Source organism: Pseudoalteromonas carrageenovora IAM 12662, from assembly GCF_900239935.1.
Taxonomy (GTDB): Bacteria; Pseudomonadota; Gammaproteobacteria; order Enterobacterales; family Alteromonadaceae; genus Pseudoalteromonas; species Pseudoalteromonas carrageenovora.
Window position 1 is genome coordinate 1,425,926 of record NZ_LT965928.1, and the last position, 14,475, is coordinate 1,440,400.

The following is a 14,475-nucleotide window of genomic DNA, read 5'->3' on the forward strand; positions in this document are numbered from 1 at the left end:
TTAATTACCAACTATACGTTGCGCTTAACGTATATTGCTCACCGCGTCCTGGTGTACCTGGTATTTCTTCAAACGACTCATTCCATAAGTTATCAGCCGCTAAAGTAATAAATAAATTGCTTAACTGAGGCGGGGTTATTTTAAGCGTTAGCTGGGTAAATAACGCGTTGTCGTGGCCGTTTCTAAGCGCGTTTTTGTGTTGTGTACGCCATTCGTTATCTATTCTAAATTCTAAAATATCAGTTGGGTTGTACACAGCGCCGAGTGTTAAACGGTGATCAGGAAAGTTTAACGCGTAAAAACTGGCATCAATATCGGCAGCGCCATAGTTTTCTGATTTATGCAAATAGGTGTAGCTAGCAATAAGTTTTGCAGTATCAAAGTGCTTAGTCGCTAAAAATTCAACCCCTGCAGTATCAATATCAACCGGGTTGGCAAAGCGCGCAGAGGTGGAGTCAAAATTAAAGGTCCAGTCGGTTAAGTTATTATCTTTTCGATAAAAAATAGCCGAGTTTAACTGCCAGCTTTGCTCTTCAAGTAATAAACCTAGCTCTAAGTTTGAAGTCGTTTCGCGCTCAAGGTTGTAGTTACTTCTAAATAACCCGCCAGAATCGCTACCGCCAATGGCTGTATAGCCTGCAACTTGACTCGCCTGCGCGTATGATAAATAAAGGCTTTGCGCTGTGCCGTCATTATTTTGGGTATTTAAGGTTATATCACCAATGGCTGATACCTCAGCATCATCACGATTTGTATCGTCATACGCAGCCCCTAAACGAAATATAAGCTGTTGGTTAGCCTTTAGCGCCATAGTGTATTGGGGCAATATACTCAGTTTATAATATTTTCGTGAGGTAAAGTTGTTTTCAAGTGTTGTTGATTCAATTGAATCATCAATAAATTGTGCCGAGTAATTTATTGCCAGTGCATTGCTTTGTGTATGGCGGCCCGAAAGAGCAAGCGATTTAACTTCACTTTTATGAAACGCTTCAAATGCACTTGGGTTTTCGCGCGAGTAAATATAGTGATCGTCATGGGTACGGTAATACGCCGATACTTCAAAGTGACTGTTATCAGCGTAGGTTTGTTTGTAATTAAGCATCCAAAGGCGTGTTTCTAGATCTTCAGTTTCGTTAACGCCAAAAGGGGTATATAAGTTAGGCCAGCCAAAAAACTTATCTTGCGAGCCATAAAATAAATCGGTTTGGCTATGCTCGCTTGCTAATTGCACGCGTGCAGAGGCGCGCGAAAAGTCATGATCGCCATTATCAATAGTGCCATCACTTTGCGAATGAGAATACTCACCTTCAAAGCCAAGGGTATAGTTAGCTAAGCTATCAAGTTGTGTGTTTTTAGCAGCGTGAATACTTTGCAGGTTAAAGTCATTTGTACCAGTACCAAGCGATACACTACCGCCAGTAATAATTGGTTTCCAACCAAACGAAACTGTACCTACAGAGCTGTTCATACCGTACAGTGCGTTATCAGCACCGGTTAAAACATCTGGGCCACTTAGCATTTGTGGTGCTATGGGTATTTCAGCAAAATAATGACCAGATTGCGGGTCAAGCAGGGTAGCACTTCCCACTCTAAAACCGGTGTTTTCAAAAATACCACCACGAATAGTTACATCAGCTTGTGCCTCAGCCATATTACGCGATTGAAGATCAACACGCGGGTCGTACTCTAAATTAGAAATAGGTGAGTCAAATGTACCCACAGGCAGTTTATTCGCAGTAGGTGAGGCTTCAACCGTTATTTGCTCAATTGTTGACTCATCAGGTTGTGTATTGGCATAAGCAAATGGGGTAACACTGCATAAAAGGGCAGGTAATATAATGTGTGGTGTGCGGTTCATGTGTTTCTCGTCGTTTTTTATTTGAAGCTGCGGTTACAATAAATTTCAAAGCTCATACTTGAGCATGATAAAATAGCTAAATATAACAGCAGTCATTTTGTGCGCGATTGTACATTAATTTGTTAATAACTGCATTTGATAACCATTTACGTAATACCGACTTTATTAAAAACATGGTCATTCTATCGTATTAAATAGCACACTCACTCCGTTAAAAATTATTTATATAGAACAACTATATGTCATAATTTTCGCCTTGTTATTGCGCTATTTTCTTGGCGCTATAATAGAACACTATTTTAATGCAATCGGTATAATCACTTATTAGGTAACATTTATAATGGATACTAAAGAACATAATACTATTTACTTTGCTGGTGGCTGCCTGTGGGGTGTACAAGAGTTTATGAAACACTTACCAGGCGTTGCTAGTACGCAAGCGGGTCGTGCTAATGGTACAAGTAAAACGACAGATGGCGAATATGATGGTTATGCAGAGTGCGTAAAGGTAACTTTTGACCCAAACGCCGTTAGCCTAAATAAGCTGTTTGACTACTTTTTTGAAATTATTGACCCATATAGTATTAATAAACAAGGAGATGACGTAGGCCCTAAATACCGCACTGCTATTTACAGCAAACACCAAAACCATTTAGACGCAGCAAGCAATTATATAAATAAGCGCAGTGATGCCGAAAAAGTTGTAGTAAGCGTTGAGAAGCTTACTAATTACGTACCAAGCGATCCTGAGCATCAAGACCGATTAACTAACAACCCTGGTGATTATTGCCATATACCCTTTGAGTTATTGTATAAATACAAAGCGAGTTAATTAAAACTATTGTTTATTTTTTGCTTAGTTTTTCTTTTTTTACGCGGAAACATGTCTCTACTTAGGTATGGTACTGCTAAAAAAAAGATCCCACATCCTAAGTAAAAAAGAAGGTTAAAAATATAAGCAAATGGAGAGGTCGAGAAAAAATAAACCTCAGATTCAACACGATAATCTGTTGGTGTATGAACATAACCGTCGTATATAGATTTTACTGCGATTATTATAAGTAATAACCCTAAAGCAAAAGAAAACAAAGAGAATGCTACTTGGTTCAACAGCATTCTAGTATTACTAATATTAGCGTGTTTTATTTTTGGCTTCTTTCTTGGTTTAGTATTATTTGATTGCTTCATGTTTACTAAAAAAAGTAATAAGCATAGCTGTAAATATTCCGGCAAAGCCAACGGTTGAGAAAATTGAGCTATATTCACTTTTAATACTGAAAATATTTAGTAGGCTAGTTATTAATAAAAGTGATATTCCAGCTGTTTTTAAAACTTCTAGTGTTTTATTTAAACCAAACCATTCAAGGCAAGAAGGGCATTGCTTTTCAATAAAAATCCTTTTTTATTAGTGTTTATTATATTTGTACTATTAATTTTATTCTGACAGCTAGGGCATGTAGGTTTCATTTTAATCCTTTATTTAACCTTTTTATTCTCTTAATACTCTAAAACAAATATAGCTTGATCTTCAGTTTACTGTAAATACCATTCGCAGGGAGTTATGTAAGTGTTTTTGCTAAAATCTATTTATAAAGGTAATACTGTCAACGCTACTTTAGATAGGCTCAAAACTTTAATTATATTAGAAAAATTATACATAATTTAAAGCTCTCCTTCTTGCACAAATAATTAGCGCCTACAACTTAAATTTAGCTCGGGGTAGTTGTAGACGTGCAGCTTGCTGACGTGACGAGCATAGCTCGTAATTACTTAAATCTAAAGTCCCAAAACAAACAGCCACAAAAAAGCTCACATACTGTGAGCTTTTAAACAACTAACTTAAACTTACAGCTGCTTGTGCGGCGGGAAGTTGCTTAAAATATTAGCGACTGTTTCTTTAATTGACGCTTCGCGTTGCTCAGGCGATTGGTTTTTCTTTAAACGGCCTTCTTTAGCACCACGCCATACAAGTTGATTTGATTCGCGGTCGATAATATCAATCACTAAAGTGCCTACTTCATACTCACGGGCTGTTGTATCACGTTGAAAACCTGTACCCCAGTATCCCCAACGAGCGCCGTAACCTACGTTAAAGGTATCTACTTCAAGCTCTTTATCTACCGATGCATGGTAGTTAACAAGTACATCCGCTTGTGCTGCGTCTACTAAGCTCATACCCAACGTTTGGCTAAGCTCTTTATTAACAGCGGTACGTACGCGTTTTTCCATTAAGCCGTTAATTTGATAATTTGTGGTGTCTTTAGTTAAGCTCGCGTTTTCTACCCAAGCAAATGTTTTAAAATTACTAAAGTTAGCTGATTTGTCGTAATCCCAATCAGGGGTTTGTGTACAGGCTGTAAGTAGTGCTAGCGCTGCAACAATAAGTATATTTTTCATTACGTTTGCTCCAATAAAATGCGTTACCTTAAAATAACACACATCATTTAAATGTGTATTATTTTAACGTTCTATATTTTAGTTTAATAGCTGAGCCTTAATGGCCAATTAACTGTGTTCGACTTCTATCCAATCTTTTTCGTCTACCCAGTTTTGTGCGCCATCTTTTACTGAACGAATAGGCACAATGTAGTCACAACTTATTTGTGGCTTAACCGAGGCAAATATAGGCACAAAGCCAAAGCTCAGTGCAGTTTCTATAATTGCTTTTTGGTTTTGCGGGTCGATATCAGCCGCTTCATCTATATAAATAGGTATACGGTAAAGGTTTTGTTCTTGATCGCTTAATAAGTAACGAATAAACAACATGCCGCATAATAACTTAATAGTAATACGAGTTCCGTTTGAGCCGGCTGAGTCTATTTTTTCAAAGTGTTCGGTTTCACCTGCGCGGTTTACCACTTCAAAACGAATGTCGAACAAATCAGTTAAGGTGAGGCCTGCTTTGTCCGAGGCAAGTTTTATTAAGTGATCTTTTGCTTCGTTTACTGCGCTTTCGCTAAAGGGTTCTTGGCTTAGTAAATCAAGGGTGTCGCCTTGCTCAAACTGATGCGACGTGCTGATAATAGTATCAATACTATCAACCAGCATTTTGCGCGGTATTACGTTAATTTTAAACGCTTGAAGGTTAGAAATACGGTGCTGGCTTATGCCTTTATTAAAGCTATTCATCTCGCGGCGAAGGCGGTCTAAATCTTCCCTCAAGCCTTTAATGGTTGCGGCTACTTCGGTTAGTGCCACGCGTCCTTGGCGCTCAACGGCATCGCGTTCGTTATCAAGGTTGTGAAATGCGCTAATTAATTTTTGGTATTTAGTAAATTCGTCGTTTTCGTTATCGAACTTAGTAATGCCTGCGTTATATACATGCAAATAGGTATTACGTACGTTTATGTCAAAATTGCGCAGCTCTTGGCAGTCTTTATTAAAGTGATGTACTAAATCGCTTAAATTATCAAAATCGACAGTTATATCAATCATGTATGGGGTTACTTTACCGCTGTATAAATCGAGAGTGTGATCAATTCGCTCGCTTTTAACTTGGCGTAGGCGCTCGGTTTGACGATTAATTTGCTCTTGTTTCGATTTAATTAACGAGCGTCTATCTGCAATTGAGCCACTATTTTTTTGAATGTCTTGCAGGTAGTCGTCAACTTGTTCGCGCTCTGCTAATAATTGCTCTTTTAGCATGGCTTGCGCGTCTACCGACTGCTGCATTACCTCAAATTGCTCTAAACGTTTTAGGGCGCTCTCAAGGCTCATTAGTTCATCGTAGAGTGCGTCTTTTTCTTTTTGTTTATCGGCAACATTTGCAGCCACTTCGCGCTGTTGTTTAAACTCTTTTAATGAGTGTTCAAGTGCACTCAACTGCGCTGTTAATTGCTCTTTGTTTTCGCCGCTTTGCATGTGTACTGGCGAGAGCTTTTTAAGTTTAATACTTGCGCCTGGAAGCGTTAGCACACCGCCTTTAACATTTTCACTTAATAGCGATAAAAACTCCCCAAAGGCGTCTTCGTCATTAATGGTTATATCGCCATTAGTGGTGGTTGCAAACGAGAGTAGGTCGGGGTTTAAAATGCGCGATATTTCTTCTACTTCTTTAAGTGATAGGTCTTCGCGCATACGGGTAAACAAATTAAACTCAAGGTTTTTAAGCTGCAGTTTTAAACTTTTGATTTGTTTTTGCGTTTCGCTAATACGGTAATCAAGCGTGTGCAGGCTTTGCCCTTGTGCGCTGGTAATAGAGTGCGAAAGCGACTCGTAGTCTTGCTTAAGTTGGCCAAGGTTGGTTTTAATTGTGGCTTTATTTACCAGTTCAAACTCGCTTTTAAGGGCGCTGTAATCTAAAAACCATTGCTCAATTTGAGTTTGTTTGCGCTCTATATCGCGCGATTGCTGTACGTATAGGCTTTGTTTTTTCTCAAATTCGTGCTTTTCGTGTTCAATGTCTTCAAGTGCTATACCAAGTTCACTAAGCTGCTCTTCTTGGTAGGTGTCAAAGTCAATGAGTGCTTGGTCAATTTTAGGCGCGTACGCTGCTAATTTACCTTTAAGCACGGTTTGATTTTCAAGCATTGATTCAAGTGCGCTTATTGGCTCTTGCATTGATTCAAGGGCTTTTAATTCGCGCTTAGCCCGGTTTACTTTGTCAAACGAGCGACGCCATACTTCGTAAAAATCAACCTTAGAGTTTGACATATGTCGCTCAAACACACGCAGCATAAAGCGTTTAACATCGCTTGCGCCTAATTTGTGTAAGTTAAGAATACGCCTAAAAATTTCTTTATAAATAGCGGAGTCTTGCACGTTATTAAGCGGGATCATTTTTAAATTAATGTCGCCATCAAACGGGGTTGCGCCACCGGTAAGTAGGGCGTTCAGCTCTTGTGCTTTTAGCTCAATAGGGTTGTAATTAAGCGATTTTAAATGATTAAACAGCCTGGTAAACTTAATTATGGTATTACCTTGCGTGTACTGCTCTAAATCAAGTTTGCCCTGGTAACAAAAGTACTGATGTGCGTAACCGGCTATTTTACCAAGGCCCGCTACACCAATAACAACCGAGCCATGAGGGAGGTTAGCTTCTAGTAAAATGTACGACTGATCCGATGAAAAATAAAACTTACGGGTTTCATCTAAATCGTGTCCGTCCCATTCGGTTAAGCGTAAATCGTTAATAAGCGGAAATTGCAGAGCGTTAATAACCGAGCTTTTACCGGTATTGTTAGGTGCACAAATAGAGCTGCTTTTATCAAGCGGGATCACACATTTTGCATAGCCTGCAGTATTAAGTAAGGCGAGTTTACTCAGTCCGTATAGGTTTTTCATTCCTCGTCCTCCGTAATGTAGGTTTCTTCGTTTACTTCCATGAGTGCATCAATATAGCGGTGAATAGGCGCTTGTAGCATAAATCCGCCTTCTACTTCGCGGGCAAGGCCTAAACGTACCATGCGCAGGTATACGTCTTTACGTAAATCTGAGCCCGAAAATATCTCAAGCTGATCAAATAAGTGTTTGTTAATTTGCACTAAGGTTTGCATCAATTCTAAATCGTTTACGTCATCAAACAAGGCGCGCATTGGGTCTTTACCCGTATTGGCAAAATGCTCAATTAAAATGTAAATAGTAAGTGCGATAGCACGGGATATTTTGCCCATATTTGGCGTGCTTTCGTCACTTGTAAAGTAGTAAAAGCCGCGGCTGTCGTGTTTTAAATCGTGGCCAAGGGCGTTAAATAAAGCACTGTAGGCGTCTATGTGTTGGTCAAGCTCTTGCCACATTACGTTGTCTTGTTCGCAAATATGATAACCCGCAACTAATTTTTTATTAATGGCTTGCAGGTGTGTTAGCTCGTCTAGGTTTATATGTGTCATGTGTTACTCGTCTGCCTTTGTATCTGGCTGAGGCGCTGAATTAAATGGGTATAATGAAAAGTGTTGGCCGGCTATTTTTACGCGCGTTTTTTCATCGCTTTGGCTAATATGCACGTCGCTGTCGCTGACTAGTTTTTGATACAAAAATAGCATTTCGTCGGCGTCTAGGTCGGGATAGCTTTCATCTAAAAATTGCAGCAGTGGTTGAGGCTTTTTGCGTTTTTTATTAAAGCGTTTTGCAAAGGTTTTTTTAACATCGTGGTAATCAGGAATGTTAGGCGTTACAAAAGCCGGTACGTCTTGTTGCTCTGGAAGCTGGTATTCTTCATGTTCAAATTCCACTAAGCTTGCCATGTAAGCCACTATATGGCGCTGCTGCCCAAGCGAATAGCGCTGCGCATCGCTTACAAAGTTTGGCTGTACCGCACTCAGCATGTTGTCTACGCCATTTTTACGCACCAGGCCGAGCACTTTTGCCGCTTGGCGGGTAATTAAGTTATTACGGCGTAGTTCTTCGCGCAGTGGCATGAGCATATCGGCACTTTTACGTAAGCTTTCTCGGCCAACTAAATGCATTTCGAGTATACGGGTACGTAACTGCTCAAGCATGCGTTTGTCGTTGTAGGCTTTACCCGAGCGCTCAATGTGCTCTATTTGCTTACTTATTTGTTGCTCAATAATTGTAAAGCAGGCATGAAAATCGCCCCTAATATCGACCATTTCAAGCATCGGCTCTATGTATTCGTCAAAGGCTTCTATTACGGCTTTGTAGCGCTTTTGTAAAGATTGCACAGCGTGATCAGACTTAGCTTGCTCAACAATATTTAATATGGCGTTTTCGTTGTGCGCGTAGAGCTTCATTATTTTACGCACCCGATCATCCATAATGCGGCTAAAACGGCGCAAATCGTCAAAGTCTTCCATTTCGCCAGCATTATCTAAACGGTTTCCTAGACGGGCTAAGTCATCAACCAAAACGCTAATTTCTTGTGCTAAACCTAGGTGTTCTTCTTGTAATAAAAAGGTCGCAAAATCGGCAATGGCACGGTTAATTTCAAGCTGAGAAGATTTAGCCAATGGAATGAGTATATCTTGATTGAGCAAGCGATTTGTTTCTTTGTATATGCGCTCGTTTGTCCATGTGGGCTGCTTTTGCTTAATGGCGTTTTGTACGTCTTTTAGGCTAAAGTCGGCCATTTTAAAACGTTTAAATAATAGCTCTAAAACACCCCAATGTTCGCTAAGGGTATTTAGCAGCTTTTTAGCTGGGATCATATGAGGTTACAACATCCTAGTATTTTATTATTGAGTTCTTACAAAGGACTCATTATTACGTATTTTGCCTGCATATAGTATTCGTTTTTAAGACCATTTAATAATAGTTTTTGCACATCTGTGGTGCTAAAATCCGCACCAAAATTAGGAACGATCAAATGTGAGTTATTTGAACGTTCTGTTAAAACTATATCAAAGGTTATTTAACTACCATGGTCCCCTCGATAATTTTAACCCTAATAGCGATTGCCTTTTTACTGATCGTTATAGAAGATATAATTCACGTAAATAAAGCTAAAACAACACTCTTTTTTGGAACGCTTTGTTGGATTATACTTTTTGTTAACCCTCTTCATGGGCAAAGCCCAGCAACTATTCAGCATCTTCTTAACGAAAACATATTAGAAATAGCCTCACTGTGGCTGTTTTTAATGGCCGCTATGACCTTTGTTGCGTATTTAAACTCTAAAGGATTTATAGAAAATATTGTGCACCGGGTTATGCCTAAAAGCATTAGCGAACGGCAGCTTATGTTTTTAGTGGGCGGCTTTGCTTTTTTGTTTTCGTCTATTTCTGACAATGTAACCGCTACGCTTATATCACTTGCTGTGGTTATGTCGTTAAATCTTGAAACTAAAAAGCTCATTAAATACGCCACACTTATTGTGTTTGGGGTTAACTCTGGCGGTGTATCGCTAATAACCGGTGATGTAACCACCTTAATGATATTTTTGGACGGCAAGGTTTCTATTGCAAACTTATTACTGCTTATAGCGCCTGCGTTTATAAGTGTAATGCTATTAGCGCTTTTACTCTCTATTGGTATGAAAGGGCAAATAGAGTTTGTGGGCTCGCAAAAAAAACGTATAGAAAAAACCGACATTACCATCGCCATCATTTTTTTATCAACCGTGGTAAGTACGTTAACACTTAGCGTAATTTATAGCGTACCGCCGCTATTAACGTTTTTATTTGGCTTATCGGTTATGTTTTTAGTGGCGCAATTTTTAATGCGCAAAAAAGATATAAACAAAGACATCATCGATTTTGTGCGCGACATAGAATACGACACGCTACTGTTTTTTGTGGGTGTGCTTTTACTTGTTGGCGCATTAAAAGAAATTGGTATTTTAAGTAAATTTACCGATTTATATACAGTAATGGCACCTGAATACGCTAACTATTTAATGGGAATACTATCGGCAGGGGTTGATAACGTACCGCTTACTGCTGCGCTATTAAAAGCAGATATAGTAATGAGTCAGCAACATTGGTTGTCGTTTACCTATGCAACAGGTGTAGGTGGGTCAATGCTTATAATTGGTTCGGCAGCGGGTATTATTGCCATGAGCAAACTTAAAGCACTTACTTTTACTAGCTACTTTAAATTATCGCTGCAATTATTAATTTGTTATACCGTAGGTTATGCAGGCGCTTACTTTATGGGTGGTTTTGTTTAATATTTACTATAAATGCTTGACACCTAGACGTCTAAACGATAACTTTCAAAGCCCCGCTAATTAGCGGGGCTTTGTTTTATTAGCCAATGGTTAATAAAGCATTCAGAAGAGGTGCGATACTTAGGTATTTAATGGTAGGTGACGAACGCCAATAACCATTAAAGAGGGAAGTACTCGCCGAGAAAAACAATGGTACGTCGCTATTGTTTTTCGGTTTATGGGGCTGAATCCTCAAAACTGTCACCAATATAGGTGGAGAGCTTCTGGCAGCGGACTTATCTTCAAGCATTCCTTTGCCAAGTTCTTCTTGTTTTATTGCGGTTTGGATACCGCGAAAGGAGACTAAATGACTACCCAATCAGCGCCACAAACAGTGCCTAAAACAGAGTTCAGCGCAAAATCAGATTACATCGTTGCCAAATTTGGCGGAACCAGTGTTGCAAACTTTGAAGCGATGAGTCGCTGCAGCGAAATTATCGTTGCAGATAAAAGCGTACGTATTGTAGCTGTGAGCGCCAGTGCCGGCGTAACTAATCACTTAGTTGCACTGTGTAAATCAAGTATTACCCCAGAGCAGCGCCAAGAACACATAGACGGCGTGCTAGCCATTCAGCACGCTATTTTAGATGAATTATCGCTTGATGCCGATTTAGCCGTAGGCTTTAACGAAACATTAAAAGCATTCCAAACACTAGCGCTTGAAACACTAACAACTGATCAGCAGCACGATGAGCTACTTAGCTTTGGTGAGCGTTTATCGTCGTACTTATTTGCACAAGTGCTGCGTTTAAAAGGCTTAAATGCTGACCGTTTTGATGTACGAAAAGTACTTAAAACCGACAGCCAGTTTGGTAAAGCAACACCTAATGTTAAAGCCACAGCGCAAGCGGCTAAAGAAGTATTAATTCCGCTATTAGATGAGCAGGTAATTGTGACTCAAGGTTTTGTTGGCAGCGACGAATTTGGCCAAACAACCACGCTTGGCCGTGGTGGCTCAGATTACAGCGCTGCATTACTTGCTGAAGCGATTAACGCTAAAAGCGTACATATTTGGACCGACGTAGTGGGTATTTTTAGCACAGACCCTCGTTTGTGTGCAAAAGCAACACCTATAGCCCGTTTAAGCTTTGACGAAGCCGCAGAAATGGCCACCTTTGGCGCAAAAGTATTGCACCCAGCCACTATTTTACCAGCGAGTCGCAGCCACATTAATGTATTTGTAGGTTCAAGCCGTGAGCCAGAGCGCGGTGGTACATGGATTGAGCGTGAAAAATCGCAGCAACCAGGTATACGCGCCGTAACACAACGTAAAAACCAAATATTGCTCACCCTTAAAAGCCCTGAAATGCTATTGGCAAGTGGCTTTTTAGCCCGCGTGTTTACCATTTTAAGTGAGTTTAATATATCGGTAGATTTAGTTACTACCTCTGAAATAAGCGTAGCCATTACCCTCGATAACGCGCCTAATGCCTCTCGCCCAGAGCTTGAGCAAGCGTGTTTAGATAAGCTTGCTGAATTTTGTCATGTATCGGTTGAAAACAACTTAACGTTAGTGGCGCTTATTGGCTCAGAAATACAGCTTCGTCAGCACGAAATGAACCTAATGAATGTACTAAAAGAGTTTAATATTCGTTTAATTTGCCATGGTGCAAGTAAGCACAACCTTTGCTTTTTAGTAGAGCAGGGCGAGTCAGATAACGTGGTACAAGCTATACATAGCCGCCTATTAGAGGTGTAAAATAAACAGTTAAAGTATAAAGTCTGTTATTAAAAAGCATCGCCAGTCGGTGCTTTTTTTATGCGCTACAGTTACATCAAATTGGGTGTGTTTGTCATTACTTTCAACGGTAACACAGTTACTTGACGCACTGAGTGTTGCCATATTTAACTCGTTAAACACATTAGGGCTAAGCAATTTAGCAATAGGGCGGCTGGTGGCTTTAGCAAGCGACTCTTTTAATGTCCAAATTCTAAAAAAGGTATTAGCTTGGGTTTGCGTATTACTTGGCTTGGCAATTAGTGCTATTTCGTCTGCGTGATAAAAATGCTTAGCGAGCTTTTCAAATGGGCGCTTTAAGCTTATTTTTTCAATATCAAAACCAAACTCAGTTTTAGCTAAGTTAAGTGCTACGCCAACCAAACCATGAGAGTGCGAAATACAGGTATTAATAACCTCGTCACTAACATATAACTGTAGTTTTGCGCTCGCTTCGTCAAATTGAGTGCTCATAGCATTTAGCGGTGTGTTTGCGTAGTGTGGCTTAGCTATTTTAACCAGCTGTTTTAGCAATATACGGGTAGCCAAGTATTCTTGTTTTGCTTGCGCTCTTTTACGGCGGTTTATAACGCTCAGCTCAAACGGGCTAAAGTAATCAGGTAAATTAAATTTACTCACATCTAGTTTTGTAGCATCAAATAATAAAATACTGTTATTAGCTAACGGTAAGTTTGTTAATTGAATAGGAGTAATACTTAAGGTGTTTTTAAAATAATGTGCGGTCATAAATGCTTAAAATGAGTGAGCCGCTGTAATTATGAGCGGTTAGCAGAGCTTATTTATTCAACGAGCAATTTTATTACTCAGCTGGCATGAAATATGGTTTAATTCACAACTATCAAAATAATAACAGATTTGTAGATGTATGGCACAAGTGCGTGATGGCTTTCAAAGCCGATTTGGTTTTGTTTTAGCCGCTGCTGGCGCAGCAGTGGGTTTAGGTAATATTTGGGGTTTTCCTACACAAGCGGCCAACCATGGTGGTGGTGCATTTTTACTCGTTTACTTTATTGTCATTTTTTTATTGGCATTGCCGGCGCTTTATACTGAGCTTTACTTAGGTCACAAGGCACAAGCAAATCCAGTAAAAGCCCTTGGCGATGCATGGCAAAATACTAATAAAAAAATAGGTGCTGCCGCAGGTTATATTGGCCTTGCGGGCGCTGTGGTTATGCTTAGTTTTTATTCTATTGTAGCTGGGTGGATGCTTTCATACGCCATTGAGCCCATAACCTCATTTTTTGGCTTTGATGCCGCAAGCGACTTTTTACACAGTGACTCGGTACTGCGTAATTTTGTATTTACGCCACTTATGCTTATTTTAACAGCCAGCATTATTTTAAAAGGGGTTAAGTCGGGTATTGAAACCTGGTCGCGCCGTTTAATGCCGTTGTTACTGGTTTTATTAATTGGCTTAATTGTTTATATAGCCAGCTTAGATGGCGCAAGCGAAGGTTTTGCCGCGTATTTAATACCTGATTTTAGCCAAGTGCTCGACCCAAATTTAATTATTGCAGCAATGGGGCAGGCGTTCTTTTCGCTCTCATTAGGTGTAGGTTGTATGATGATTTACGGCTCGTACTTACAGCCAGATGCAAACCTTCCAAAACTAACCGCAAGCGTTGCACTACTCGATACAAGCGTGGCGTTTTTAGCCGGTTTACTCATTGTGCCTGCCATTTATGTAGCGCAGCATAACGGTGTTGAAGTGTTTAACGGCGGTAAATTAATTGGCGAAGGGCAGCTTATTTTTGCCATTTTACCAGAGCTATTTAACACGATGGGCGAAATTGGTTTATTAGTCGGCTTGTTGTTTTTTGTACTTATGTCAATTGCATCGGTTACATCAACTATATCAACCACTGAGATCCCGGTTGCCTTTTTAGTCGAAAACCATAATGTGAACCGCACTAAAGCAACGTGGGCAGTCAGTTTAGTCGTACTTATATGTGCAAGCGCGATTATATTAAACTTTGATTGGTTATTTGGTTTGGTAATTATGCTGTTTACCCAATACCAATTACCGCTTATGGGATTATTTTACTTTATTACAGTAGGTTGGATGTGGCAGCGTGGGAATAAATTACATGAAGCAACAACAGGGATTCACTATTGGTTTGCTCAGTACATTCGTTTTGTGTGCCCAATATTAATGACCCTGGTATTTGCTAACGTAGCCTTTGGGTGATTATGGCTAAGCCATAGAGCTAGCATTAAAAATAGATTAATAAAGCGAAGTGAACTTATAAACTCACTTCGCTTTTTTGTGTCTATTTA

General features: G+C 39.8%; 11 protein-coding genes and 1 riboswitch. Of the genes, 4 read left to right on the plus strand and 7 right to left on the minus strand.

From position 1 onward, the window contains the following. Positions 1-4: 4 nt before the first annotated feature. Complete coding sequence (locus ALFOR1_RS06540) at positions 5-1,858, minus strand: TonB-dependent receptor plug domain-containing protein (RefSeq protein ID WP_104642425.1); 1,854 nt, start codon at positions 1,856-1,858, stop codon at positions 5-7. Positions 1,859-2,198: 340 nt separating this feature from the next. Between ALFOR1_RS06540 and ALFOR1_RS06545 the strand changes: the two genes are divergently transcribed. Continuing rightward, on the plus strand, positions 2,199-2,690 hold the full coding sequence (locus ALFOR1_RS06545; RefSeq protein WP_104642426.1) for a peptide-methionine (S)-S-oxide reductase: 492 nt from the start codon (positions 2,199-2,201) through the stop codon (positions 2,688-2,690). Here ALFOR1_RS06545 and ALFOR1_RS06550 read toward each other — a convergent pair. The 5 genes from ALFOR1_RS06550 to ALFOR1_RS06570 form a co-directional block, all read right to left on the minus strand. Continuing rightward, the gene (locus ALFOR1_RS06550) at positions 2,687-3,124 is read right to left on the minus strand and encodes a hypothetical protein (protein WP_158657435.1); all 438 of its coding nucleotides are present in this window, start codon (positions 3,122-3,124) and stop codon (positions 2,687-2,689) included. The two genes, ALFOR1_RS06545 and ALFOR1_RS06550, sit on opposite strands and share 4 nt — an antisense overlap. A gap of 579 nt (positions 3,125-3,703) precedes the next feature. Continuing rightward, entirely contained in the window at positions 3,704-4,255 is a 552-nt protein-coding gene (locus ALFOR1_RS06555; RefSeq protein ID WP_104642428.1) for a DUF4136 domain-containing protein, read from the minus strand. Positions 4,256-4,363: 108 nt separating this feature from the next. After that, positions 4,364-7,141 (minus strand): coiled-coil domain-containing protein, encoded by a 2,778-nt coding sequence (locus ALFOR1_RS06560; protein ID WP_104642429.1) that lies wholly within the window; start codon positions 7,139-7,141, stop codon positions 4,364-4,366. After that, on the minus strand, positions 7,138-7,686 hold the full coding sequence (locus ALFOR1_RS06565) for a condensin complex protein MksE (RefSeq protein WP_058548907.1): 549 nt from the start codon (positions 7,684-7,686) through the stop codon (positions 7,138-7,140). The genes ALFOR1_RS06560 and ALFOR1_RS06565 overlap by 4 nt, the downstream gene beginning before the upstream one ends. A 3-nt stretch (positions 7,687-7,689) precedes the next feature. Beyond that, complete coding sequence (locus ALFOR1_RS06570) at positions 7,690-8,961, minus strand: hypothetical protein (protein ID WP_104642430.1); 1,272 nt, start codon at positions 8,959-8,961, stop codon at positions 7,690-7,692. 212 nt (positions 8,962-9,173) lie between these two features. On the opposite strand from ALFOR1_RS06570, the gene nhaD reads away from it, so the two are divergent. Both nhaD and lysC read left to right on the plus strand, forming a co-directional pair. After that, positions 9,174-10,421: a sodium:proton antiporter NhaD gene (nhaD, locus tag ALFOR1_RS06575; protein ID WP_058548909.1), complete on the plus strand. Its 1,248-nt coding sequence runs from the start codon at positions 9,174-9,176 to the stop codon at positions 10,419-10,421. 98 nt (positions 10,422-10,519) lie between these two features. After that, positions 10,520-10,692, plus strand: a riboswitch (Lysine riboswitch). Positions 10,693-10,767: 75 nt separating this feature from the next. Then, positions 10,768-12,159: a lysine-sensitive aspartokinase 3 gene (gene lysC / locus ALFOR1_RS06580; protein ID WP_104642431.1), complete on the plus strand. Its 1,392-nt coding sequence runs from the start codon at positions 10,768-10,770 to the stop codon at positions 12,157-12,159. A 9-nt stretch (positions 12,160-12,168) separates the two neighbouring features. On the opposite strand, the gene ALFOR1_RS06585 is transcribed toward lysC, so the two are convergent. Beyond that, positions 12,169-12,924: a 4'-phosphopantetheinyl transferase family protein gene (locus ALFOR1_RS06585; RefSeq protein ID WP_104642432.1), complete on the minus strand. Its 756-nt coding sequence runs from the start codon at positions 12,922-12,924 to the stop codon at positions 12,169-12,171. A gap of 139 nt (positions 12,925-13,063) precedes the next feature. Between ALFOR1_RS06585 and ALFOR1_RS06590 the strand changes: the two genes are divergently transcribed. Next, positions 13,064-14,386, plus strand: a complete 1,323-nt coding sequence (locus ALFOR1_RS06590) for a sodium-dependent transporter (protein ID WP_104642433.1) — start codon at positions 13,064-13,066, stop codon at positions 14,384-14,386. Positions 14,387-14,475 lie beyond the last annotated feature (89 nt).